Genomic DNA, 25,739 nt, shown 5'->3' on the forward strand with positions numbered 1-25,739 from the left:
GGTGTGGGTTCAGCCCATCGCCTCGGCGTAGACATCGAGATAGCGCTCGGCGGCGGTGCCCCAGTCGGCGGGGCGGCCCATCGCATGGGCACGCACCGCCCGCCAGTCGGCAGGGCGCTGGTAGAGCGCGAAAGCGCGGCGAACCGCGCGCGCGTAGCCGGGGGCATCGAAGGCATCGAAGGTGAAGCCTGTGGCATCGCCGCTCGCCATGTCTTCGAGGGTGGCATCGACCACCGTGTCGGCCAGTCCGCCGACGCGATGCACCAGCGGCAGGCTGCCGTACTTGAGGCCGTACATCTGCGTCAGTCCGCAGGGCTCGAACAGCGACGGCACGAGCGTCACGTCGCCGCCCGCGAACAGGCGGTGCGCGAGCGGCTCGCTGTAGCCCAGCGTGACGCTGACCGACCGCGGCGCGTCGGTGGCGCGCTGGCGGAATGCGTCCTCGAGGTCGGCGTCGCCGCTGCCGAGCAGCGCGAGCTGGCCTCCCTGCGCGAGCAGCGCGTCCAGTCCTTCGAGCACGAGGCGCAGGCCCTTCTGTTCGGTCAGCCGGCTCACCACGACGAAGAGCGGCGCGTCGGGCTGCGGCGCGAGGCCCAGTTCTTCCTGCAGAACGGCCTTGCAGCGTGCCTTGCCGGCCATCCGCCGGCCGTCGTAGCGCTGCGGGATCAGGGTGTCTGTCGCCGGATTCCAGATCTGGTCGTCGACCGCATTGAGGATGCCGCTGAGCACGTGCGATCGGCTGCGCAGCAAGCCATCGAGCCCGAACCCCTGCTCGGGCGTCTGGATTTCTCGCGCATAGGTCGGGCTCACCGTCGTGATGCGGTCGGCAAAGCACAGGCCGCCCTTCATGAACGACAGCTGGCCGTGGAATTCGAGCCCGTTGACGCTGAAGGCCGCCGGCGGCAGTCCCAGTTCGGAGAAATGCCAGGGCGCGAACAGGCCCTGGTAGGCCAGGTTGTGCACGGTGAAGACGCTCCCGACGCGGGGCCGGCCGTCGGGCGGAGCGAAGGCCGTGTACGCCGCGGCGAGTCCCGCATGCCAGTCGTGGGCATGGACGAGCTCGGGGCGCCAGTCCGGATCGAGGTCGCGCGCCAGTTGGGCGGCGGCCCAACCCAGCAAGGCGAAGCGCCGGTGGTTGTCGCCGTAGGGCTGGCGGCTCGGGTCCTCGTAGGGGTTGCCGGGCCGGTCGTAGAGCCAGGGCGCGTCGATCACATAGGCCGGAATGGCCGGTTGCCCGTCGATCGGGATGCGGCCGAGCCGCAGGCGCACCCGCTCGCCCCAGGGCGCGGCGAACTCCGCCACCGGCCGTGAATCGACGACGCCGGCGACGATCGCCGGAAAGCCCGGAAGAAGTACGCGCACGTCCTGCCCGGCGGCCGCCAGTGCGAGCGGCAGCGCGCCCGCGACGTCGGCCAGCCCTCCGGTCTTCAGCAGGGGAAAGAGTTCGGCGCTGACCTGGAGAATCCGCATGCGTCGCTACTGGGGATAGCCGAGACGCTTGAGCATCTCGCGCGTGATGAGCACCACGCCGCCCTCGGTGCGCTCGAAGCGCGCGGCATCGGCTTCGGCGTCTTCGCCCACCACTGTGTTCTCGGGCAGGATGCAGGCGCGATCGATGACGACCTTGTTGAGCCGGCAGCCCTGGCCGATCTGCACGTCGGGCAGCAGCACCGCCTCGTTGATCGTGCAGAAGGAATGCACGCGCACGCCCGAGAACAGCACCGAGCTGCTCACCTTCGAGCCCGAGACGATGCAACCGCCGGAGACGATGGTGTTGACGGTCATGCCGTGCTTGCCCTCGCGGTCGAGGACGAACTTGGCCGGCGGAAGCTGCCGCTGGTAGGTCCAGATGGGCCAGTCGGTGTCATAGATGTCCAGCTCGGGTGTGATCGACGCCAGGTCCAGGTTGGCTGCCCAGAATGCATCAATCGTGCCCACGTCGCGCCAGTAGGCCTTGGCTTCGTCGCCGCGCTGCGCGCGAGTCACGCACGACATGCCGAAAGGATGCGCCACCGCGCGGCCTTCCGCCACAGCGCGGGGGATGATGTCCTTGCCGAAATCATGGTCCGAGTCGGGGTCGTTGCTGTCCTCCTCGAGCATCCGGTAGAGGTACTCGGCGTCGAAGATGTAGATGCCCATGCTCGCGAGCGCCACCTCGGGCTTGCCGGGCATCGCGGGCGGGTCGGCGGGCTTTTCGAGGAACTCGGTGATGTTGCGATCCTTGTCCACCGCCATCACGCCGAAGGCCACTGCCTCCGGGCGCGGCACCTCGATGCAACCCACCGTGCAGCCGCGGCCGTGCGAGGCGTGGTCGGTGAGCATGATCGAGTAGTCCATCTTGTAGACGTGGTCGCCGGCCAGCACCACCACGTAATCATGCGGCGTGGAGCGGGTCCGGAAGATGTCGAGGTTCTGGTAGACCGCATCGGCGGTGCCGCGGTACCAGTGTTCGTCGCCCACGCGCTGCTGGGCGGGCAGCACGTCGACCATCTCGTTGAGCTCGGCGCGCAGGAAGCTCCAGCCTCGCTGCAGGTGGCGCATCAGCGAGTGCGACTTGTACTGCGTGACCACCGCCATGCGCCGGATGCCCGAATTGAGGCAGTTCGACAGCGCGAAGTCGATGATGCGGAACTTGCCGCCGAAGTACACCGCCGGCTTGGCACGCCGGTCCGTGAGCTGCTTGAGCCGGGAGCCCCGGCCGCCGGCCAGCACCAGCGCGATGGTGCGGCGAACGAGTTGATGCGCCTGCAGGTTCGGTTGCTCGATGTCGTTCATCAGGTGCCTCCGTTCTTTTTCGGGGTGGTTCCAGCCTAGCATCCCGGCGGTTGCCTGGCTCCTATGTTTTTGCGACCCAGAGGCTGCCCGGGGCGAGCGTCGCGGTCTGGCCGAGCGGCAATGCCTCTTCGGTGTCCTCATCGCTTGCAAGCTGGCGCACCCAGCGGGCTCCGTCCAGATGGAAGCTGACCTCGGCGGCCTCCGCATTGACGAGCACGAGCCAGCTCGATGCCGGCGCCGGGGCGTCGAACAGGATCGCGAGCGCGTGACGGTCGCGACGTTCCCAGTCGGCGGGGGCCATCGCCCGGCCTTCCGGCGTGCGCCAACGCAGCGTCGTGGTGTCGGGCAAGGCATAGGCGGGCCACCACTGGTCGCTGCGAAGCGGCGCGGCCTCGCGGCGCAGCGTCAGCAGGCGCGACACGTAGCGGGCCAGGCCGGCGTCGGCGCGGTCCCAGTGCAGCCAGGTCGTCTCGTTGTCCTGGCAGTAGGCGTTGTTGTTGCCGCGTTGCGTGTGGCCGAGTTCGTCGCCGGCCAGGAGCATCGGCGTGCCCTGCGAGAGCAGCAGCACCGCCAGCAGCACGCGGCCGAGCCGCTTGCGCTCGGCAAGCACCAGCGGGTCGTCCGTCTCGCCCTCCACGCCACAGTTGCGGCTCAGGTTGTGCGCGTGGCCGTCGCGGTTGTTCTCGCCATTGGCGAGGTTGTGGCGCTCGTTGTAGCTCAGCAGGTCGCGCAGGGTGAAGCCATCGTGGGCGGTGACGAAGTTGACGCTCGCGGTGGGCGATCGGCCGTCGTGCCTGAAGGCATCGCTCGACGCGGTGAAGCGCTGCGCGAATTCGCCGAGCAAGGCGCTGCGATGCAGCCAGAAGCCGCGCTGCGTGTCGCGGAAGCGGTCGTTCCACTCGAGCCAGCCCGGCGGGAACTGGCCGAGGCAATAGCCGCCGGGGCCGATGTCCCAGGGCTCCGCGATGAGGAGCGTGCGGGCGAGCACCGGGTCCTGCGCTGCCGCGGCGAGGAACGGGGCGCGCGGGTCGAAGGTGCCATCGTCGCGGCGCTCGAGGATCGGCGCGAGATCGAAGCGGAATCCGTCGACGCCGAGTTGCGTGACCCAGTGGCGCAGCGCATCCATCACCAGCTGCACCACCCGCGGCTCCGAGAGGTGGAGGCAATTGCCGCAGCCGGTCCAGTTCTGGTAGAGGGCGCGATCATGAGGGCGAAGGTGGTAGTAGAGCGGGTTGTCGATGCCGCGCAGGCTCAGCGTGGGGCCGAGTTCGTCGGTCTCGGCGCTGTGGTTGAAGACCACGTCGGCCACCACCTCCATGCCGCGCGCGTGGATCGCATCGGTCATCGCGCGGAACTCGCTCGCTGGCGAGGTGCCGGAGCGCCCGCTCCAGTAGCGGGCTTCGGGCGCGAACCAGCCGATCGGGCTGTAGCCCCAGTAGTTGCTGAGGCCGAGCTTGAACAGCCGTGCCTCGTCCGCGCGGAACTGCACCGGCATGAGGTTCAGCGTGGTGACGCCGAGGCGCTCCAGATGGTCGAGCACCGGCGGCTGCGCCAGACCTGCATAGGTGCCTCGCAATTCGGGCGGAACCTGGGGGTGCAACTGCGTCTGGCCGCGAACGTGGAGCTCGTAGATGACGCGGTCGCTGTCGGCGACGCGGGGCCCGGGGGAGGCGGGCGGCAACGGGTCGACGACGCGGGCCTTCAGGGCGATGGCCGCGTTGTCGCGTGCGTCGCGCCGCGTGGGATCGGCCGGATCGTGCCCGAGGAAGATGTCCTCGCCACCGTAGCGGCCCACCACCTCGCGCGCATAGGGATCGAGCAGCACCTTGGCCGGGTTGAAGCGCAGGCCCTCGTGCGGCGACCACGGCCCGTGGACGCGCCAGCCGTAGACCAGTCCCGGGCGCGCATGCGGCAACAGGGCGTGCCAGACGCCGTTGGTGCGCGCGGTGACTTTCAGGCGCTGCTGTTCGTGCCGGCCGGTGCCGTCGAAGATGCACAGCTCCACCAGCGTCGCGCGCGGCGCCGCCAGCGCGAAGTTGACGCCGTGCGGGCCCGGCGTCGCGCCGAGCGGATAGGGGGCGCCCGGATGCAGCCCCGTCACGCCAGCACCCACATCACGGTGCAGAGCGCCGGCAGCGTCATCGCCATCGACTGCGGCCTTCCATGCCAGGGAATTTCCTGCGTTTCAGTGACGCCGTTGCCAAGTCCGCTTCCACCGTAGATCTGGTTGTCCGTGTTGATGATCTCGCGGTAAGTGCCAGCAAGCGGCATGCCCAGCCGATAGCCGTGGCGGACCATCGGCGTGAAGTTGCACACCGCGACGACGAAGCTGCCGTCGCCGGCACGCCGCATGAAGGCGAATACCGACTGGTCCGCGTCGTCGTGGCAGATCCACTCGAAGCCTTGCGGTTCGCAGTCCAGCGAGTGCAGCGCGGGGAAATGGCGGTAGACGTTGTTCAGGTCGCGCACCAGCCGGCGGATGCCCTGGTGCGAGGGCTGCTCCAGCAGATGCCAGTCGAGGCTGCGGTCCGCGCTCCACTCGGCCCACTGCGCGAACTCGCCGCCCATAAAGAGCAGCTTCTTGCCCGGATAGGCCCAGAGATAGCCGTAGAGGTTGCGCAGCCCCGCGAACTTCTGCCAGTGGTCGCCGGGCATGCGGCCGATCATCGAGCCCTTGCCGTGCACCACCTCGTCGTGCGAGAGCGGGAGCACGAAGTTCTCGCTGTGCGCGTACATCAGGCCGAAGGTGATCTCCCGGTGGTGGTGCTTGCGGTAGACCGGATCGATGCCGGCGTAGTGCAGCGTGTCGTTCATCCAGCCCATGTTCCACTTGAAGTGGAAGCCCAGTCCTCCTTGTTCCGGCGGGCGCGTCACGCCGGGGAAGCTGGTCGATTCCTCGGCGATCGTGATCGCGCCGGGGCGTTCGACGCCGACGACGTGGTTCATGCGGCGCAGGAAGTCGATCGCCTCGAGGTTCTCGCGCCCGCCTTGCACGTTGGGAATCCACTCGCCGGACTGCCGGCTGTAGTCGCGATACAGCATCGAGGCCACCGCATCGACCCGCAGCCCGTCGACGCCGTAGCGCTCCAGCCAGTACAGCGCATTGCCGACGAGGTAGTTGCGCACCTCCGTGCGCGCGTAGTTGAAGATCAGCGTCTGCCAGTCGTTGTGGAAGCCCTCGCGCGGATCGGCGTACTCGTAGAGCGCGGTGCCGTCGAATTGCGCCAGCCCGTGCGCGTCGGCCGGGAAATGCGCGGGCACCCAGTCGAGGATCACGCCGAGCCCGGCCGCGTGCGCCGCCTCGACGAAGGCGCGGAAGTCGCCGGGCGTGCCGAAGCGCGAGGTCGGCGCGTAGAGGCCGATCGGCTGGTAGCCCCACGATCCGTCGAAGGGATGCTCGCTGATCGGCAGCAGCTCGATGTGGGTGAAGCCCATGTCGCGCGCATAGGGCACCAGCGTGTCGGCGAGCTCGCGGTAGTCGAGCCACTCATGGCCGTTCTTGCGCCGCCACGATCCCAGGTGGACCTCGTAGATGCTGAGGGGGCCCGGCGCGCGTTGGCCTGCGCGCGGCCGGGTGCCATCTTGACCGGGGGCGGCAGCGGCTGCACCACGCAGGCGGTGTCGGGCCGCAGCCGCGCCGAGAAGCCGAAGGGATCGGCCTTGCGGATCACCTGGCCCTCGGCCGCGAGGATCTCGAACTCGTAGCTGTCGCCCGGCGCGACGTGCGGCGCGAAGATTTCCCACACGCCGCACTCGCGGCGCAGCCGCATCATGTGGCGGCGGCCGTCCCACTGGTTGAAATCGCCGACCACCGACACGCGCTGCGCATTCGGCGCCCACACCGCGAAGGCCACGCCGCGCACGCCGTCGATCTCGCGCAGGTGCGCGCCCAGTTGCTCGAAGGGCCGCAGGTGCGTGCCCTCGGCGAGCAGCCAGACGTCGGTGGCGCCCAGCACCATCGGGAAGCGATAGGGGTCGTCGAGCCGCGAGGTGTGTGAACCCCAGTCCACGTGAAAGTGATAGCCGAGCCGTGCCTGGGAGGCAGGAACGAGCCCGGCGAAGAGGTCGCTGTCGCCCTGCCGGTCGAGTTGTGCGAGCGGCCAGCCCGAGTCTGACTGCATGACCGTCACCGACTTCGCGCCCGGCAGCAGCGCACGCACGCGCAGGCCTTCGTCCGTCTCGTGCGGGCCGAGCACGGCGAAGGGATCGCCATGTTCTGCGCGCATCAGTGCACGGACTTCGGCCTCAGGCAGCATCGAGCGGTACTCCGAAGAAGACGCCATAGGGCGGCAGCATGAGCGTGCCGTCTTCGATGCGAGTGTCGGCGAAAGGGGCGCTTTCTGCCGGGGCCAGCGCACCGGGCAGGGCGAGCGACACCGGCTCGTCGGACAGGTTGAACACGCCATGCAGCGAGGCATCGCCCTCGCGGCGCTCGAACCAGAGCACCGTGTCCGGCACGCCGGGGGCGTCGATGAAGCGCATCTCGCCGGCTTTCAGCAGCGGCTGGCCGCGACGCCAGCGCAGCAGCGCACGGCTGAAGTGAAGCATCGAACCCGGATCGCCGGTCTGCCGGTCGATGGCCAGCGGAAGATGCGTCTGCGAGACCGGCAGCCAGGGCGTCCCACGGGTGAAGCCGCCGTGCTGTGCATCCGTGACCCACGGGATCGGCGTGCGGGCGCCGTCGCGTCCCTTGAACTCGGGCCAGAAGGCGCGGCCGTAGGGGTCTTGCAACAGCTCGAAAGGCACCTCGGCTTCGGGCAGGCCGAGCTCCTCGCCCTGGTAGACGCTCACACTTCCGCGCAGCGCGAGCAGCAGCGCGAGCCACAGCCTGTCGCGGCGGGTGTCCTCGGTGCCGCTGGCGTTCCAGCGCGAGGCGACCCGCGGCACGTCGTGGTTCGAGACCGCCCAGCAGCCCCAGCCGCCGGTCTTCGCGAGGGCGTGATCGAGCGCTTCGACCTGCGTGCGCAGGTGTGCGGCGCTGTGCTCGCTGGTCAGCAGGCTGAAGCTGTAGGCCGGTGCAGGCGCTTGCCGCGCTCGGTGTATTGCGCCATCAACGGCGGCGCGTCCTCGTCGCCGACCTCGCCGAGGCCTACCGCGCCGTATTCGTCGAGCAGCGCGCGCAGGCGCTCGAGGAAGCGCAGGTTTTCCGGCTGGCTCTTGTCATGGAGGTGCTTTTGCATCGCGTAGGGGTTGTCGGCCCGCACGGTGCTCACCAGGCCGCCGTCGGCCGGCGGGTTGTCGCGCAGTTGTGCGTCGTGGAACTGGTGGTTGCAGGCGTCGAAGCGGAAGCCGTCGACCCCGCGTTCGCACCAGAAGCGCACTTCCTCGAGCAGGGCCTCCTGCACCACCGGGCAATGGAAGTTCAGGTCGGGCTGCTCGACCAGGAAGCTGTGCAGGTAGTACTGCCGACGCCGCGAATCCCACTGCCAGGCGGGCCCGCCGAACACCGAGAGCCAGTTGTTTGGCGGCGTGCCGTCCGGACGCGGATCGGCCCAGACATACCAGTCGGCCAGCGGGTTGTCGCGGCTGGCTCGGCTCGCGGCGAACCAGGCGTGCTGGTCGGAGGTGTGGGAAAGCACCTGGTCGATGATGACCCTGATCCCGAGCGCGTGGGCGCGGGCCAGCAGCGCGTCGAAGTCCTCCAGGGTGCCGAAGATCGGATCGACCGCCCGGTAGTCGGCCACGTCGTAGCCGAAATCCTTCATCGGCGAGCGGAAGAAGGGCGAGATCCAGATCGCGTCCACCCCCAGCGCCGCGACGTGGTCAAGCCGGGCGGTGATCCCCGGCAGGTCGCCGATGCCGTCGCCGTTGCTGTCCATGAAGCTGCGCGGGTAGATCTGGTAGATCACCGCCCCGCGCCACCAGTCCTTGTCCATGCGATCCCCCCAGTCGAAAAATCATTGTCAAGCAAAAAGCTCGCCCCCAGGCTCGCGCACCACTTGGGTGCGGTGCGGCCCCAGGGCGGCGAAGCTCGCCCGTTCGCGGAACCCCGAGGAACCGGCTTTGCCGGGCCGCTGGGGTTGCCCCCTGGAAGGGGTGCCCGAGCCACACGAAGTGGGCGAGGCTGGGGGTGATAATCGAGCCTCCCCGGCCACTGGCGCCGGGCCGTTGCCGAAGCCCGAATGAACCCCAGCTACAAACCCAGCGACGTTGAGTCCGCCGCCCAGGCTTACTGGACGGCCGCCGACGCCTACCGCGTGACCGAGGACACGCGCAAGAAGAAGTACTACGCCTGCTCGATGCTGCCGTACCCCAGCGGCAAGCTGCACATGGGCCACGTGCGCAACTACACGATCAACGACATGCTCACGCGCTACCTGCGCATGAGCGGCTACAACGTGCTGATGCCCATGGGCTGGGACGCCTTCGGGCTGCCGGCCGAGAACGCGGCGCTCAAGAACGGCGTGCCGCCGGCCGCCTGGACCTACGAGAACATCCGTTACATGAAGGGCCAGCTCCAGGCCATGGGCCCGGCCATCGACTGGAGCCGCGAGATCGCGACCTGCGATCCGAGCTACTACAAGTGGAACCAGTGGCTGTTCCTGAAGATGCTCGAGAAGGGCATCGCCTACCGCAAGACGCAGGTGGTCAACTGGGACCCGGTCGACCAGACCGTGCTGGCCAACGAGCAGGTGATCGACGGCAAGGGCTGGCGCACCGGCGCCCCGGTGGAGCGCCGCGAAATCCCCGGCTACTACCTCAAGATCAGCGACTATGCCGAGGAACTCCTCGAGCACACCCAGCACAAGCTGCCGGGCTGGCCCGAGCGCGTGAAGCTGATGCAGGAGAACTGGATCGGCAAGAGCGAAGGCCTGCGCTTCGCCTTCACGCACAGCATCAAGGACGACAAGGGCGCGCTGATCCAGGGCGGTCGCATGTATGTCTTCACGACGCGCGCCGACACGATCATGGGCGTGACCTTCTGCGCGGTCGCGCCGGAACATCCGCTCGCGCTGCATGCCGCGAAGTCCGACCCCAAGGTCGCCGCCTTCATCGAGGAATGCAAGAGCGGCGGCACCACCGAGGCCGAACTCGCCACGCAGGAAAAGAAGGGCGTGCGCACCAGCCTCACGGTGACGCACCCGATCACCGAGGAGCAGGTGCCGGTCTGGGTCGGCAACTACGTGCTCATGAGCTACGGCGACGGCGCGGTGATGGGCGTGCCCGCGCACGACGAGCGCGACTTCGCCTTCGCGAACAAGTACGGGATCGAGATCATCCAGGTGGTGCTGGTCGATGAGGAGCCGCATTTCGACTACCACCGCTGGCAGGACTGGTACGCCGACAAGGAGCGCGGCGTCACCATCAACTCCGACAACTTCAGCGGCATGTCCCACGCCGAGGCGGTCAAGGCCGTGGCCCATGCGCTCGGGCAGAAGGGCCTGGGCGAGATGAAGACCACCGGCGCCTGCGCGACTGGGGCATCAGCCGCCAGCGCTACTGGGGCACGCCGATCCCGATCATCCATTGCGAAGCGCACGGCGCCGTGCCGGTGCCCGAGAAGGATCTCCCGGTCGTGCTGCCGACCGATTGCGTGCCCGATGGGTCCGGCAACCCGCTTCACAAGCACGAAGGCTTCCACGCGGGCGTCGTCTGCCCGGTATGCGGCAAGCCCGCGCGCCGCGAGACCGACACGATGGACACCTTCGTCGACAGCTCGTGGTACTTCATGCGCTATTGCGACCCGAAGAACGACGAGGCGATGGTCGCGGGCGGCGCGGACTACTGGATGCCGATGGACCAGTACATCGGCGGCATCGAGCACGCGATCCTGCACCTGCTCTACGCGCGCTTCTGGACCAAGGTGATGCGCGATCTCGGCCTCCTGAAGTGCGATGAACCCTTCAGCAAGCTGCTCACCCAGGGCATGGTGCTCAACCACATCTTCTACACGCGCAACGAGAAGGGCGGCAAGGACTACCACCCGCCATTGGAAGTCACGCAGGTGCTCGATGCGCAGGGCCGGATCACCGGCGGCACGCTGGCCGACGGAACCCAGGTCGAATACGGCGGTATCGGCAAGATGGGCAAGAGCGAGCGCAACGGCGTCGACCCGCAGGACCTGATCGAGAAGTACGGGGCGGACACCGCCCGGCTCTACACCATGTTCACCGCCCCGCCCGAGGCGACGCTCGAATGGAACGATGCAGCGGTCGAAGGCAGCTTCCGCTTCCTGCGCCGCGTCTGGAATTTCGGCGTCGCGCTTCATGAGGCCGGCGCCGACGCGGCCTCCGGTGGCGAACCCGCCTTCGGCAAGGAGGCCAAGGCCCTGCGCCGCGAGGTGCACACGGTGCTGCGCCAGATCGACTACGACTACCAGCGCATGCAATACAACACCGTGGTGTCGGGCGCCATGAAGCTGCTCAACGCGCTGGAAGGCTTCAAGCCCCAGGCGCCGGACGCCGGCGACCGCGCGGCTGTCCGCGAGGCGATGGGCATCCTGCTGCGCTGCCTCTACCCGGCGACGCCGCACATCACGCACCAGCTCTGGCACCAGCTCGGCTACGACAAGGCGATCGGCGAGTTGCTCGACGCCCCGTGGCCGGTGGTCGATGTCGGTGCGCTGGAGCAGGACGAGATCGAGCTGATGCTGCAGATCAACGGCAAGCTGCGCGGGTCGCTGCATGTGCCGGCGACCGCTTCGAAGCTGGAGATCGAGAAGATCGCGCTCGCCAGCGAGGCCTTCGTCAAGCACGCCGAAGGTGCGACGGCCAAGCGCGTGATCGTGGTGCCGGGGCGGCTGGTCAACGTGGTGATTTGAGCGCCATGGGCACAAATCGGCGTCGGTCGCGGCGCGGCTTTCTGATGGGCTTGTCCGGCGCGCTGGTGCTGGCGGGTTGCGGCTTCCAGCTGCGCAAGGCGCCGGAGTTCCAGTTCAAGAGCATCGCGGTGCCGGCGAAATCGTCATTCGCGAACCAGGTGAAGCGCAATCTGCGCGCCGCCGGTACGGTCGAGGTGCTGCCGGCGGACCAGATCGAAGGCGCGGAGGCGATCCTCGACATCCTCGGCGAGGACCGCCAGGCCGTGGTGATCTCGACCAACGCAGCCGGACAGGTGCGCGAGCTTCAGTTGCGGCTGACCGTGCGCTTCCGGGTGCGCGGCAAAGGCGGCAAGGAGTTACTGGCGCCGACCGAGATCACGCAGTCGCGCGACATCACCTACAACGAAACCGCTGCCCTCGCGAAGGAAGGCGAAACGGCGCTGCTGTACCGCGACATGGAAACCGACATCGCGCAGCAGATCCTGCGCCGCTTGGCGGCTGCAAAGCCCGCCTGAGCTTCCGATGCAGTTGGCGCCTGCACAGCTTGCCGCGCACCTCGCCAAGGGGGTGGCGCCGCTGTACGTCATCCATGGCGACGAGGCGCTGCTGGCGCAGGAGGCGGCCGATGCGATCCGCGCTGCCGCACGTGCGCAGGGCTATACCGAGCGCAGCGCCTACACCGTGGCCGGCGCGCACTTCGACTGGAGTGCGGTGCTCGCGGCCGGCGGTTCGCTGAGCCTCTTCGCCGAGCGGCAGATCGTGGAGATCCGCATCCCGTCCGGCAAACCGGGCAAAGACGGCAGCGTGGCGCTCCAGCAGATCGCCGAAGCCGCGCAGGGCAACGACAGCACGCTCACGATGGTGATGCTGCCGCGCCTGGACAAGGCGACCCGTACCGGCGCCTGGTTCGGAGCGCTCGAAGGCAACGGCGTGAGCATCCAGGTCGACACGGTCGAGCGCGCCGCCTTGCCGCAGTGGATCGCGCAGCGGCTTGCCCAGCAGGGCCAGCGCGTGAAGCCCGGCCAGGAGGGCCAGCGCACGCTGCAGTTCTTCGCCGATCGGGTCGAGGGCAACCTGCTCGCGGCACACCAGGAGATCCAGAAGCTTGCGCTGCTGCATCCCGAGGGCGAGCTGAGCTGGGAGCAGGTCGAGGCCGCGGTCAACAACGTGGCCCGCTACGACGTCTTCAAGCTCTCCGAAGCGGTGCTGGCGGGCAACCCGCTGCGCGTCTCGCGCATGCTCGACGGCCTGCAGGCGGAGGGCGAGGCGGAGGTGCTCGTGCACTACACGATCGCCGAGGACATTCGCGCCCTCAAGCGCGTCAAGGACGCCATGGCCGCGGGCCGGCCGTTGCCGATGGCCTTGCGCGAGAACCGCATCTGGGGAGCGCGCGAGCGCGCGATCGAGCGCGTGCTTCCGCGGCTGGACGAACGCGCACTGGACCGCATGCTGCGCGCGGCGCATGTGGTCGACGGTATCGTCAAGGGGCTGAAGCAGCCCGACTGGCCGGCCGACAGCTGGCAGGCGCTGCGGCGTTTGGCCCTGATGCTGTGCCGGATGTGCTAGAGGCCAGCCAAGGCTCACCCCCCAGCCTCGCCCACTTCGTGTGGCTCTGCACCCCCTTCCAGGGGCAATCCCGGTGGCCCGGCAAAGCCGGTTCCACGGGGGCCTGAGCTCACCCCCAGCCTCGCCGACTTCGTGTGGCTCTGCACCCCCTTCCAGGGGCAATCCCGGTGGCCCGGCAAAGCCGGTTCCACGGGATTTCTGGACCCGGCTGCGCCAGATTCGGGGGGCGGGGGACAATCGGGGGCTATGAACATGTTCAATGTCTCCGAATACATGCAGACGCTGGGTCTGCAGGCCAAGACGGCGTCGGCCCAGATGGCCCGTGCGGATGCGGCCACCAAGAACAAGGCGCTGAAGGCGCTCGCGCGCCGACTGCGCGAGGCCGGCAGCGTCTTGGCCGATGCCAATGCCCAGGATCTGGCCCGCGCCATGGCGGCGGGGCTGTCGGCGCCGATGGTCGATCGGCTCAAGCTCACCCCCAGGGTCATCGAAACCGTGGCCCAGGGCTGCGAGCAACTGGCCGCGATGCCGGACGTCATCGGCGAGGTCATCGGGATGAAGCAGCAGCCCAGCGGCATCCGGGTGGGCCAGATGCGAGTGCCGATCGGCGTGTTCGGCATGATCTACGAGAGCCGGCCCAACGTGACGATCGAGGCGGCCAGCCTCGCGATCAAGAGCGGCAATGCGGCCATCCTGCGCGGCGGTTCGGAAGCCATCGAGTCGAACAAGGCGCTCGCCCAGCTCGTGGCCGATTCGCTTTCCGAAGCGGGACTGCCGGCCGCCGCGGTCCAGCTCGTGCAGACGACCGACCGCGAGGCGGTGGGCCAGCTCATCGCGATGCCTGCGTTCGTGGACGTCATCATCCCGCGCGGCGGCAAGGGGCTGATCGAACGCATCAGCCGCGAAGCCAAGGTGCCGGTCATCAAGCACCTGGACGGCAATTGCCACGTCTACGTGGATGAAACCGCCGAACTCGACATGGCGCTGCGCATCGTCGACAACGCAAAGACGCAGAAATACAGCCCCTGCAATGCCGCCGAAGGCCTGCTGGTGGCGGCCTCGATCGCCGAGACCTTCCTGCCCGAGATCGGCGCGATCTTCGCGGCCAAGGGCGTCGAGATGCGCTGCGATCCGGGGGCGGGCCGCATCCTGCGCGAGGCGCTGCAGGGCACCGGCAAGGTGGTCGATGCGGCCGAGTCGGACTGGTCGGAGGAATACCTTGCCGCGGTCATCAGCATCAAGGTGGTCGAGGGCGTGGACGAGGCGATTGCGCACATCAACCGCTATTCGAGCCATCACACGGATGCGATCGTCACGCGCGACCACATGAACGCGCAGCGCTTCCTGCGCGAGGTGGATTCGGCCAGCGTGATGGTCAACGCGAGCACGCGCTTTGCGGATGGGTTCGAGTTCGGGCTCGGCGCGGAAATCGGCATCAGCACCGACAAGTTCCACGCGCGCGGGCCGGTAGGCATCGAAGGCCTGACGTCGTTGAAGTACGTGGTCCTGGGACAGGGCGAAGTCAGGACCTGAGCGCGCAGGGGCGCCATCCCCTAGCACGACTTCTCCGGTGCACGCCGGAGCGCAGTGTTTCCATTTGAAGAACAAAACTGCGTCTACAGTGGCTTGTCATCAGGGGCGGTACCCCAAAATCTACAATTCCGCTTCAGCCCAAGCCACAAATCGAAGAAGGCCCGCATGGTCCCGCATCTCGTCACCGCCCTCACCGGCCCGATCAACGAGCTCGAGCAGCGCGTCCTCGACTCGACGCCGGCCATCGAGCGCTGGTTCCGGCTCGAATGGATGGAGCACACGCCGCCGTTCTACAGCTCGGCCGACATCCGCAATGCGGGCTTCAAGCTGGCACCGGTCGACACCAATCTCTATCCGCGCGGCTGGAACCATCTGACGCACGAGATGCTGCCGCTGGCGGTGCAGGCCGCGCAGGCCGCGATCGAAAAGATCTGCCCCGAAGCGCGCAACCTGCTGGTGATCCCCGAAAACCATTCGCGCAACACCTTCTACCTGGCCAACGTCGCGCAGCTGGTGCGGATCTTCCACATGGCCGGGTTGAACGTGCGGGTCGGCTCGATCGATCCGGCGATCAAGTCGCCCAAGAAGATCGAGCTGCCCAACGGCGACACGGTGTGCCTGGAGCCGGTGGTGCGCAGCAAGCGCCGGCTGGGCCTCAAGCATTTCGACCCTTGCACCATCCTGCTCAACACGGATCTCTCGGCCGGTGTCCCGGGCATCCTCGAAGATCTGCACGAGCAGTACCTGCTGCCGCCGCTGCACGCCGGCTGGCCGACGCGCCGCAAGAGCAATCACCTGCACAGCTACGAGGAGGTCTCCAAGCGCTTCGGCAAGCTGCTGGGCATCGATCCCTGGCTCATCAATCCGATGTACGCGAAGGTCGGCGAGGTCGACTTCGCCAACGGCGACGGGGTCGACGTGCTGACGAGTCACGCTGACGCGCTGCTGACCAAGATCCGCCGCAAGTACAAGGAATACGGCATCAACGAGAAGCCGTTCGTGGTGGTCAAGTCCGACAACGGCCGCAGCGAAATGGGCGTGGTGACCGTGCGCGATGCCAAGGAAATCGAGGCGCTGGCCCGCAAGCAGAAGCCGCGCTCCGGCGCCGCCAAGGGCACCGCTGCCGAGCGCCAGGAGCTCATCGTGCAGGAAGGCGTGCTCACCAAGGAGCGGGTACACGACGGCGTTGCCGAGCCGGTGGTCTACATGATGGACCGCTACGTGGTCGGCGGCTTCTACCGGGTGCATGCCGACCGCAACCCGGACGAGGACCTCAAGATTCCCGGCGCGAGCTTCGTGCCGCTGGCATTTTCCGAGAGTGCGCACTTGCCTCAGCCGGGCGCCAAGCCGGGCGCCAGCGCCCCGAACCGCTTCTATATGTACGGGGTGATCGGCCGGCTCGCCATGGTGGCGGCCAGCTACGAGCTCGAGGCGACCAACCCGGACGCCGAAATCTACGAATGATCGAGTCCGCCATCTTGCAGGCTGCGGCGGCAGCGGCAAAATAGCGACCCCATACCAACGCAAACCAACCAGGGCGGAGGCGATGCGGCAGCTGCGAGGCTGACGACGCGCCGGGACGTGCCGCACGTTCCAGGGCCCTTTGCATCGTCTCCGTGTCCGCCCCTAAATCCCTTTCCCCTGCGTTGATCCTCGCGGCGATCGGTGTCGTCTATGGCGACATCGGCACCAGCGTCCTGTATGCGGTCAAGGAAGTGTTCGGCCACGGGCACGTGCCTTTCACGATCGAGAACGTCTACGGCATCCTGTCGATGTTCTTCTGGACGCTCACGATCATCGTCTCGATCAAGTACGTCGTGCTCGTGCTGCGGGCGGACAACGAGGGCGAAGGCGGGCTGGTCGCCATGCTCGCGCTGGCTTCGCAGGCGGTGGTCGACAAGCCGCGCCTGCGTCATCTGTTGCTGGTGGTCGGCATCTTCGGCACCTCGCTCTTCTACGGCGATGGCGTCATCACGCCGGCGATCTCGGTGCTGTCGGCGGTCGAGGGCCTGGAGGTGGTGTCGCCGCAGTTCAGGCACTACGTGATTCCGATCACCCTCGTCGTGCTGTTCTGCCTGTTTGCGCTCCAGAAACACGGCACCGCGGGCATCGGCCGCTTCTTCGGCCCGATCACGCTGACATGGTTCCTGGCGATCGCCCTGCTCGGCGTCTCGCAGATCCTGCACCATCCCGAGATCCTGAAGGCGGTCAGCCCGCACTACGCGCTGCGATTCATCTGGCTGAATCCGGGCACCAGCTTCATCATCCTCGGCGCCACCGTGCTGTGCGTGACCGGCGCCGAAGCGCTCTACGCCGACCTGGGCCATTTCGGCAAGGGGCCGATCCGCATCGCGTGGTTCTCGGTCGTGATGCCGGCGCTGACGCTCAACTACTTCGGTCAGGGCGCGCTGCTGCTGGAGAATCCCGAGGCGGTGAAGAACCCGTTCTTCATGATGGCGCCGGACTGGGCGTTGCTGCCGCTGGTGTTCCTCGCCACCGCCGCGACGGTGATCGCCTCGCAGGCCCTCATCACGGGCGCCTTCAGCGTGACCCGGCAGGTGATCCAGCTCGGCTACCTGCCGCGCCTGAACATCGAGCACACCAGCGTGCGCACCGCCGGCCAGATCTATATTCCTTTCGTGAACTGGGGCCTGTTCGTCGCGATCGTGCTCGCGGTGGTGATGTTCCGCTCGTCCAGCAACCTGGCCGCGGCCTACGGCATCGCGGTGACCACCGACATGCTGATCACGACGGTGCTGACCTTCTTCGTGATCCGCTACGCATGGCGCTACCCGCTGGCGCTGTGCATCGCGGCGACCGGCCTGTTCTTCGTCGTCGATTTCATGTTCTTCGCGTCGAACCTGCTGAAGCTTTTCGAAGGCGGCTGGTTCCCCTTGCTGATCGGCGGTTCCGTCTTCCTGCTCATGCTGACCTGGAAAGAGGGACGGCGCCTCATGGGCGAGGCGCAACTGGCCGAGGCCATCGACCTGCGCAGCTTTCTGGATTCCGTGTTCGTCAACCCGCCGGCCCGCGTCGATGGCACCGCGGTGTTCATGACGGCGGAGCCTGGCGTCGTGCCGAACGCGCTGCTGCACAACCTCAAGCACAACAAGGTGATGCACGACCAGAACCTGTTCGTCACGGTGCGCAACCACGAGGTGCCCTGGATTCCGATGGACAAGCGCATCGAGATGGAGCCGCTGGGCCACCATTGCTGGCAGGTCGTGGTGCACTACGGCTTCAAGAACGACGTCGACATCCCTCGTGCGCTCGAGAACGCCCGCCTGCGCGGCTGCCAGCTCGAGGCGATGACGACCAGCTACTTCCTCTCGCGCGACGTCGTCATCCCGACGCTCGGCAGCGGCATGGCGCCCTGGCGCGAAAAGCTCTTCGCGCAGATGCATCACAGCGCGAGCGGCGCGGCGGACTTCCTCGGCCTGCCCAACAATGCCGTTGTGGAGCTCGGCTCGAAGATCGAGATCTAGCTCGCCCCCCAGCCTCGCCCACTTCGTGTGGCTCGGGCACCCCCTACCGGGGGGCAACACCGGAGGCCCGGCCGAGCCGGTTCCTCGGTGTTTCTGGTGAAGGCGCCTGGGCCGGCACAATCCGGGGATGCGCTTTTTCAAGGATTTGAGTCTGTCGGCGTTCACCGCAGGCTTCGTGGCGGTGCTCGTGGGATTCACGAGCTCGGTGGCGATCGTGTTCCAGGCCGCGCAGGCCTTCGGCGCCTCGCCCGAGCTGATTTCCTCATGGATGTGGGCGTTGGGCCTCGGCATGGGCCTGGCGTCGGCGGTGCCTTCGCTGTGGTGGCGCAAGCCGGTGATGATCGCCTGGAGCACGCCTGGCGCCGCAGTGCTCGCGGTCGCCGGCGCGGGCTACTCGATGAACGAGGCGGTCGGTGCGTTCATCGTCTGCGCGGTGCTCATGACCCTCGCGGGCGCCACCGGCTGGTTCGAGCGCGTGATGAACAGGATTCCGATGGCGCTGGCCTCGGCGCTGCTGGCCGGCGTGCTCGCCCGTTTCGGGCTGCAGGCTTTCGTGGCGGCCCAGACCGCGCTGCCGCTGGTGCTGCTGATGCTCGGCACCTACCTCATCGGCAAGCGTGCGCTCCCGCGCTATGCGGTTCCTCTGACCTTGCTGGTGGCGATCGTCTTCGTGGCGGCCAGGGGCGAACTCGCCTGGGGCGCGGTGCATTTCAGCGCCGCGATGCCGGTCTTCACGATGCCGGTGTTCAGCTGGCAGGCGGTGGTCAGTCTCGCCCTGCCGCTCTTCGTGGTGACGATGGCTTCGCAGAATCTCCCCGGCGTCGCGGTCATTCGCGCGACCGGCTACGAGCTGCCGGTGTCGAAGCTCATCACCATCAGCGGCATGACCACGCTGGTGCTCGCGCCCTTCGGTGCGTTTGCGCTCAATCTCAGCGCCATCACCGCCGCGATCTGCATGGGGCGCGAGGCGCACGAAGACCCTGCGCGCCGCTACACCGCGGCGGTGAGCTGCGGTGCGATCTACGCGGTGATCGGCCTGTTCGGCGCGGCGGTCACGGGCCTGCTCACCGCCTTTCCCAAGGAACTGGTGGCGGCGATCGCGGGCCTCGCTCTGCTCGGCACCATCGGCGGCGGCACGGCCGCGGCGGTGCGCGACGAATCGCACCGCGAAGCCGCGCTCATCACCTTCCTTGTGACGCTCTCGGGCGTGACGCTGCTGGGCATCGGATCTGCCTTCTGGGGCGTGGTGGCCGGCGCGGTCGCGCTGGGCATCCAGCAGATCGGGCGCCAACCCTTTGCAAGCAAGGACATCGCGGCTGCCCGCAAGATAGACCGATGAAGCTCACTCCCCGCCTCGCTGCCACGGACAACTGACATGCACTTCCTCTTCGTCGCCGACCCGATCGAGCACTTCAAGATCTACAAGGACACCACTTTCTCGATGATGCGCGAGGCGCAGCGGCGCGGCCACGCGATCTCGGTGTGCGAGCCGCGCCACATGCGCTGGCAGCGCGGCCAGCCGGTCACGGCCGGGGTGCGCAAGATCACGTTGACCGGCTCGCCGGATGCGTGGTTTCGCGAGGAGTCCGCCCACGAGCGCCCGCTGCATGCCTTCGATGCGGTGCTGATGCGCAAGGACCCGCCGTTCGATGCCGAATACATCTACGCGACCCACCTGCTCGAGCAGGCCGAGCGCGAGGGTGCGCGCGTCATCAACAAGCCGCGGGCGCTGCGCGACCATCCCGAGAAGCTCGCGATCATGGAGTTCTCGGAATTCACCACGCCCACCCTGGTCACACGCGATGCAGCGGCGGTGCGCGCCTTCCATGCCGAGCATCAGGACATCATCCTCAAGCCATTGGACGGCATGGGCGGCATGGGCATCTTCCGCGTCAAGGCCGACGGGCTGAATCTCGGTTCGATCACCGAGACGCTCAACAAGGACGGCGCGCAGACGATCATGGTGCAGCGCTTCGTGCCCGAGATCGCACAGGGCGACAAGCGCGTGCTCGTGATCGGCGGCCAGGCCGTGCCCTACAGCCTCGCGCGCATTCCGCAGGGTTCCGAAGTGCGCGGCAATCTGGCCGCCGGGGGCAAGGGCGTGGCGCAGCCGCTCACCGAGCAGGATCGCCGCATCGCCGAAGCGATCGGTCCGGTGCTGGCCGAGCGCGGGCTGCTGCTGATCGGGCTCGACGTGATCGGCGGCTCGCTGACCGAGATCAACGTCACCAGCCCGACGTGCTTCCAGGAAATCACCGAGCAGACCGGCTTCGACGTGCCGGCCATGTTCGTCGACGCCCTGGAAGCCGCCGTGAAAAAGCCCTGACGGCACCTCCACCGAGCCCGACACCCGGCCAGGGCACCCGCGGAACCGGCTCAGCCGGGCCGCCAGGGTGCGCCCCCTTGAGGGGGTGCAGAGCCACACGCAGTGGGCGAGGCTGGGGGTGGGCCAGGAACCCGGCGCCCGTCCACGAACACCATGAGCTCCCGGGGCGCGAAGGGCGTCCAGGTTTCGTTGGTGGTCAACGGCGAGGTCACGACGATTGCGACCCGGTCGGTCGGCGTCGTGTGCCGGGCGAAATCGATGCTGAGGTCCTCGTCAGCCAGTTGCGCCGTGAGGAAGGGATGCTTGCGCTCGATGTACCAGAGGTTCGTCGAGGCGTGCGCCCACAGGGCCTGCCCGTTCGACAGCATGAAGTTGAAGGTGCCGTGTGCCGCCAGCCGCGGCGCCAGCTCGCGAAGCGTCAACGTGAGTTCCTCGATGCTCGGCACGTCGGCATGCGACTTGGCCAGCTCCTGCATGATCCAGCAGAAGGCGTGCTCGCTGTCGGTGTTGCCGACCGGGTGGAAGCTGCCGTGCAGCCGCGGCCGGAAGTCCTTCAGGTCGCCGTTGTGCGCGAACACCCAGTAGCGCCCCCACAGCTCGCGCACGAAGGGATGGCAGTTCTGCAGATTGACCGCGCCCTGCGTCGCCTTGCGGATGTGGGCGATGACGTTGCGGCTCTGGATGGGATAGCGGCGGATGAGCTCGGCCACGGGCGATTCGCAGGCGGGCTGGTGGTCGACGAAATGCCGAAGGCCTCGATCCTCGAAGAAGGCGATGCCCCAGCCGTCCGCGTGGTGGTCGGTGCGTCCGCCGCGCTGCGCGAAGCCCGTGAAGCTGAAGGTCACGTCCGTCGGCGTGTTGCAGTTCATCCCGAGTAGCTGGCACATCTTGATAGCTTACCCCCAGGCTCGCGCACTTCGTGTCGCTCTCCACCCCTTTCAGGGGCGCTCCCGGCGGCCCGGCGAAGCCGGTTCCGCGGGAGCCTGCGAACGCGGCGCGCTGTGCGCGGCCGTTGGGTCAGTTCGCTGGTTGCTCGTCGAGGGTCGATGGCTTTTCGCGCAACTGCCGGGCCGCGCAGATCGCCAGGGCGCAAAGGCCGGCGAGCATGACGAAGACTTCGTCGAACGCCGCGAGCCGGGCTGCGCTGCTCGCGGCATTGGCGAGCGAGTCGCCGTGCGCGGCGAGGCGCCATTCGAGAACGATCGCGCACAGGCTGACGCCGGCGGCGCCGCCGAGCATGCGCAGGAAATTGATCGAGCTGGCGCCCTGCGGAATCATCGGCTTCGGCAAGGGCCGCATCGAGCCGAGGTTGAGCGACGGAAGAATGAACCCGAGGCCGATGCGCCCGATGACGGCGAACGCGACCAGCAGCCAGAGGCCGCTGTCCAGGTGGAGCGTGATCATCAGCGCGAACGAGGCGGCCAGCAGCAGCAGGCCGACGCTGACCAGCAGATAGGTCGGATGCCTGTCCGCAAGACGCCCGACCCCGGCGATGGTGAACGCGAGCACGATGCCCGCCGGCAGCAGGATGGTGCCCACATGCGACGCCGAAAGCTGCAGGCCGACCTGCATGTACACGGGCAGCAGATAGGTCGAGCCGAACAGCGCGGTACCGTAGATGAAGGCCACGATGCTGCCCATCGCGAACTGCCGGTGCTTGAAGAGTGCGAGGTTCATCAGCGGCTCGCCGCCCGCCGCCGCGAATCGCCGCTGCCACGCGAGGAAAGCGCCGAAGGCCACGCCCGAGGCGGCGAGCAGCGCGGTGGCCTGCACCGTCGAATCGCTGCGCAGCTCGACCAGGCCATTGAGCAGGCACAGCGTGCCGATGGTGCCCAGCGCGAGGCCGCGCCAGTCGAGCCCGCTGCTGCGCATGGCGGCCACGCCGCCCGGCGCGGTGGTCGGAACGAACTTGTAGGCCAGCCAGACGGACGTGACGCAGAACGGCACCACCATGAAGAAGATCGAGCGCCAGCCGAACAGGTCGACCAGCACGCCCCCGATGCTCGGCCCCACCGCCGGCGCCAGCACCACGCCCATGCCGAAGATGCCGCTCGCACGGCCCTGCTCGTGGGGCTGGAAGGCGCGCAGGATGATGATGGCGGGGATCGGCTGCACCACGCCCGCGGCGAGTCCTTCGGCCACGCGCGCGAGCAGCACGAGCGAGAAATTCGTCGCCAGCCCCCGGTCATGCCGCCGGCCAGGAGCAGCACCATCGTGCCCACGTAGGTTCGGCGGTAGCCGTAGCGTGCGAGCAGCCACGGCGTGGTGAGCATCGACACCGTCATCGCCACCATGAAGCCCGAACTCACCCATTGCGCGCGCTCCTGCCCGAGCGAGAAATGGTGGCTCATGCCGGGGATCGCCACGTTGACGATGGTGGAGGACATGATCGAGGCCATCACCCCCACCATCACGGAAAAGAGCAGGAGCCAGCGGTAACGCTCGCCGTAGCGGCTGCTCAGGGATTGCGCGGGAGGACTGTTCATGTGGGGCGAAAGCCGGTTCGGGCCGTCCCGCAAGCATATCGGCGTTTGAGCGGGCGGCTCGGCGTGGTGCCGCTCGCGCCCGCCACGCACGAAGGCGCCGAGCCCGGCACCTTCACCCGGTGATTGCCGCGCAACGTGCGCAGACGCACGCGAGGCCGCGCTTCTCCTGGGGTACCCGGGCCAGCAGCTCGGGGCTGAAGCTGAACGCCGCAGCCATGCACCAGCATGGCGGCTGCTTCTGGCCGGTTTCGCGCTCGACCTCCATTGCGCAGCGGTTGGCCTCGCCGCACAGCGGGCAGCGCGATGCGTCCAGGCTCGCGGAATTGCCCATCACGCTGTCTCGAAAGCCGGCAGCTTCTTCGGCACCGCGTGGTTCGCGAGCGTCACGTACACCGGCAGGCCGTGGCTGTAAGCCGGGTAGTCCTCGCCCTGGATCAGCGGTAGCAGATAGCGGCGGCACTTGTCGGTGATGCCGTACCCGTCTTCCGAGATGAAATCGCGTGGCATGAACTTCTCGGTATTGGCGACCGCGTCGAGCGGTGCGGCGCCGATGCGGTACTGATAGGGTTCGTCGGAAATGCGCTCGATGGTCGGCATCACCGAATTCCTGCCTTCCAGCGCCAGCTCGACCGCGCGCTGCCCGAGTTCATAGGCCTGCTTCACGTCGGTGGCCGACGCGATGTGCCGCGCGGCCCGTTGCAGGTAATCCGCGACGGCCCAGTGGAACTTGTGGCCCAGCGCTTCCTTGACCATCTGCGCCACCACCGGTGCGGCACCGCCGAGCTGCGCATGGCCGAAGGCGTCCTTCGTGCCCTGCTCGGCGATGAAGGTGCCGTCGGGATGGTGGCAGCCTTCGGAGACCACCACGGTGCAATAGCCGTGGTGCTTCACCAGCGCGTCCACGCGCGCGAGGAAGGCCGGCTGGTCGAAGGGAATCTCCGGAAACAGGATCACGACCGGAATGCCCTGGTCGGCCACCAGCCCGCCGGCCGCCGCGATCCATCCGGCATGCCGCCCCATGACCTCGATCACGAACACCTTGGTCGAGGTGGCCGCCATCGAGCGCACGTCCATCGAGGCTTCGAGCGTCGACACCGCCACGTACTTCGCGACCGAGCCGAAGCCCGGGCAGCAGTCGGTGATCGGCAGATCGTTGTCGATGGTCTTCGGCACGTGGATGGCCTGCAGCGGATAGCCCATCGACTGCGACAGCTGGCTCACCTTGAAGCAGGTGTCGGCCGAATCGCCGCCGCCGTTGTAGAAGAAATAGCCGATGTCGTGCGCCTTGAAGACCTCGATCAGGCGCTCGTACTCGCGCCGGTTCTTCTCGAGCGACTTCAGCTTGTAGCGGCACGAGCCGAAGGCGCCGGAAGGCGTCGTCCGCAGCGCGGCGATCGCGTCCGCCGATTCGCGGCCGGTGTCGATGAGATCCTCGGCGAGCGCGCCGAGGATGCCGTTGCGGCCCGCGTACACGGTGCCGATGCGGTCGGGGTGCCGGCGTGCCGTCTCGATCACGCCGCAGGCCGACGCATTGATCACGGACGTGACGCCGCCGGACTGGGCGTAGAAGGCGTTGGGGATGGACATTGCGGCATTCTCCCGCGTCCCTCCGCACGACGCCAGCGCGGAAATGTCGCGCCGGCTCAGCGGCCGGGCAGGCCCATCGCGCGGGTGATCACCTCTTTCATGATCTCGTTCGTGCCGCCGTAGATGCGCTGCACCCGCGCATCGGCATAGGCGCGCGTCACGGGGTACTCCCACATGAAGCCGTAGCCGCCGTGCAACTGCACGCACTCGTCCATGACCTTGCATTGCAGATCGCTGGTCCAGTACTTGGCCATGCTCGCGGTCGCGGTGTCCAGCTTCTCCTGCATGAGCAGCTCGATGCACTTGTCGACGAACACCCGCGCCACCTGCACTTCGGTCTGCAGTTCGGCGAGCGTGTAGCGCGTGTTCTGGTAGGCCGCGACCGGCTGGCCGAACACCTTGCGGTCCTTCACGTACGCAACGGTCTGGTCGATCGCCGACTGCGAGGCGGCCACCGCGCCGATCGCGATCTGAAGGCGTTCCCACGGCAACTGTTCCATCAGGCAGACGAAGCCGCGATTCTCCTGCGCCGCACCGCCGAGCAGCGCATCCGCCGGCACCCGCACGTCGTTGAAGAACAGCTCCGAGGTGTCCTGTGCCTTCAGACCCAGCTTCTTCAGGCGCTTGCCTTTCTCGAAGCCGGGCATGCCGCGCTCCACGAGGAAGAGGCTCGTGCCCTTCGCGCCGCCGGCCGGATCGGTCTTCGCGACCACGATCACGAGATCCGCGTGCCAGCCGTTGGTGATGAAGGTCTTGCTGCCGTTGAGCACATAGCTGCCGTCCGCCTGCCTGATCGCCGTGGTGCGAACCGCCTGCAGGTCGCTGCCGGCGGAAGGCTCGCTCATCGCGATCGCACCGATCATCTCGCCGCTCGCGAGCTTGGGCAGTACGTTCTTCTTCTGCGCCTCGGTGCCGTAGCGGAGGATGTACGGCGCCACGATCTCGCTGTGCAGCCCGAAGCCGATGCCGGTGAAGCCGCGTGCCCACAGCTCCTCGAACTGGATCACCGAATAGAGCAGGTCGGCGCCCGAGCCGCCGTATTCCTCCGGCAGCGCCATGCAGAGAAAGCCGTTCTCGCCAGCCTTGTTCCAGACCGCGCGATCGACGTAGCCCTGGTCTTCCCAGGCGTCGTGGAAAGGCGCGATCTCCTTGTCCATGAAGCGGCGGAAGCTGTCGCGGAAGGCCTCGTGGTCGGGCGTGAAAAGAGTGCGTTCGATCAT

14 protein-coding genes and 4 pseudogenes are annotated in these 25,739 nt (G+C 67.8%); 8 read left to right on the top strand and 10 right to left on the bottom strand.

What is annotated here, in order from left to right; all coding sequences use genetic code 11:
• Nucleotides 1-9: 9 nt before the first annotated feature.
• The 5 genes and pseudogenes from glgA to ACQ858_RS00210 form a co-directional block, all read right to left on the bottom strand.
• Nucleotides 10-1,470 carry a glycogen synthase GlgA gene (glgA, locus tag ACQ858_RS00190; RefSeq protein ID WP_431274903.1) on the bottom strand — a complete coding sequence of 487 codons (1,461 nt, stop codon included), beginning with the start codon at nt 1,468-1,470 and terminating at the stop codon, nt 10-12.
• A gap of 6 nt (nt 1,471-1,476) precedes the next feature.
• The gene (glgC, locus tag ACQ858_RS00195) at nt 1,477-2,775 is read right to left on the bottom strand and encodes a glucose-1-phosphate adenylyltransferase (protein ID WP_431274904.1); all 1,299 of its coding nucleotides are present in this window, start codon (nt 2,773-2,775) and stop codon (nt 1,477-1,479) included.
• Nucleotides 2,776-2,836: 61 nt separating this feature from the next.
• Nucleotides 2,837-4,876, bottom strand: a complete 2,040-nt coding sequence (gene glgX, locus ACQ858_RS00200) for a glycogen debranching protein GlgX (protein WP_431274905.1) — start codon at nt 4,874-4,876, stop codon at nt 2,837-2,839.
• Nucleotides 4,873-7,031: pseudogene (gene glgB / locus ACQ858_RS00205) on the bottom strand (1,4-alpha-glucan branching protein GlgB). Before glgB ends, glgX begins: the two are co-directional and overlap by 4 nt.
• Nucleotides 7,021-8,651, bottom strand: a pseudogene (locus ACQ858_RS00210) (alpha-amylase family glycosyl hydrolase). The pseudogenes glgB and ACQ858_RS00210 overlap by 11 nt, the downstream one beginning before the upstream one ends.
• Before the next feature lie 246 nt (nt 8,652-8,897).
• Between ACQ858_RS00210 and leuS the strand changes: the two are divergent.
• The 8 genes and pseudogenes from leuS (at nt 8,898) to gshB (ending at nt 20,446) form a co-directional block, all read left to right on the top strand.
• Nucleotides 8,898-11,536, top strand: a pseudogene (gene leuS / locus ACQ858_RS00215) (leucine--tRNA ligase).
• Nucleotides 11,537-11,580: 44 nt separating this feature from the next.
• Nucleotides 11,581-12,051 (top strand): LPS assembly lipoprotein LptE, encoded by a 471-nt coding sequence (gene lptE, locus ACQ858_RS00220; protein WP_431274906.1) that lies wholly within the window; start codon nt 11,581-11,583, stop codon nt 12,049-12,051.
• 7 nt (nt 12,052-12,058) lie between these two features.
• Nucleotides 12,059-13,102, top strand: a complete 1,044-nt coding sequence (holA, locus tag ACQ858_RS00225) for a DNA polymerase III subunit delta (protein WP_431274907.1) — start codon at nt 12,059-12,061, stop codon at nt 13,100-13,102.
• A 246-nt stretch (nt 13,103-13,348) separates the two neighbouring features.
• The gene (locus tag ACQ858_RS00230; RefSeq protein WP_431274908.1) at nt 13,349-14,635 is read left to right on the top strand and encodes a glutamate-5-semialdehyde dehydrogenase; all 1,287 of its coding nucleotides are present in this window, start codon (nt 13,349-13,351) and stop codon (nt 14,633-14,635) included.
• A 165-nt stretch (nt 14,636-14,800) separates the two neighbouring features.
• Nucleotides 14,801-16,099 carry a glutamate--cysteine ligase gene (gshA, locus tag ACQ858_RS00235; protein WP_431274909.1) on the top strand — a complete coding sequence of 433 codons (1,299 nt, stop codon included), beginning with the start codon at nt 14,801-14,803 and terminating at the stop codon, nt 16,097-16,099.
• A gap of 152 nt (nt 16,100-16,251) precedes the next feature.
• Nucleotides 16,252-18,120, top strand: coding sequence for a potassium transporter Kup (locus ACQ858_RS00240; RefSeq protein ID WP_431274910.1), 1,869 nt, complete (start codon nt 16,252-16,254; stop codon nt 18,118-18,120).
• 127 nt (nt 18,121-18,247) lie between these two features.
• Entirely contained in the window at nt 18,248-19,459 is a 1,212-nt protein-coding gene (locus ACQ858_RS00245) for a benzoate/H(+) symporter BenE family transporter (RefSeq protein ID WP_431274911.1), read from the top strand.
• A gap of 36 nt (nt 19,460-19,495) precedes the next feature.
• Nucleotides 19,496-20,446: a glutathione synthase gene (gene gshB / locus ACQ858_RS00250; protein WP_431274912.1), complete on the top strand. Its 951-nt coding sequence runs from the start codon at nt 19,496-19,498 to the stop codon at nt 20,444-20,446.
• A gap of 50 nt (nt 20,447-20,496) precedes the next feature.
• Here the strand turns inward: gshB and ACQ858_RS00255 are convergent, their stop codons facing one another.
• The 5 genes and pseudogenes from ACQ858_RS00255 to ACQ858_RS00275 all read right to left on the bottom strand — a co-directional run bounded on the left by ACQ858_RS00255 (nt 20,497) and on the right by ACQ858_RS00275 (nt 25,739).
• Nucleotides 20,497-21,333, bottom strand: a complete 837-nt coding sequence (locus ACQ858_RS00255; protein ID WP_431274913.1) for a class II glutamine amidotransferase — start codon at nt 21,331-21,333, stop codon at nt 20,497-20,499.
• A 130-nt stretch (nt 21,334-21,463) separates the two neighbouring features.
• Nucleotides 21,464-22,932 (bottom strand): annotated as a pseudogene (locus tag ACQ858_RS00260) (DHA2 family efflux MFS transporter permease subunit).
• Between the two features lie 112 nt (nt 22,933-23,044).
• On the bottom strand, nt 23,045-23,263 hold the full coding sequence (locus ACQ858_RS00265; protein WP_431274914.1) for a cysteine-rich CWC family protein: 219 nt from the start codon (nt 23,261-23,263) through the stop codon (nt 23,045-23,047).
• Nucleotides 23,263-24,519, bottom strand: a complete 1,257-nt coding sequence (locus ACQ858_RS00270) for a 6-phosphofructokinase (protein WP_431274915.1) — start codon at nt 24,517-24,519, stop codon at nt 23,263-23,265. The genes ACQ858_RS00265 and ACQ858_RS00270 overlap by 1 nt, the downstream gene beginning before the upstream one ends.
• A 56-nt stretch (nt 24,520-24,575) precedes the next feature.
• Nucleotides 24,576-25,739 (bottom strand): acyl-CoA dehydrogenase family protein, encoded by a 1,164-nt coding sequence (locus tag ACQ858_RS00275; RefSeq protein ID WP_431274916.1) that lies wholly within the window; start codon nt 25,737-25,739, stop codon nt 24,576-24,578.

Origin of the sequence: Variovorax ureilyticus, from assembly GCF_050632185.1 — a bacterium.
In the GTDB taxonomy this organism is placed as follows: domain Bacteria; phylum Pseudomonadota; class Gammaproteobacteria; order Burkholderiales; family Burkholderiaceae_C; genus Variovorax; species Variovorax ureilyticus_A.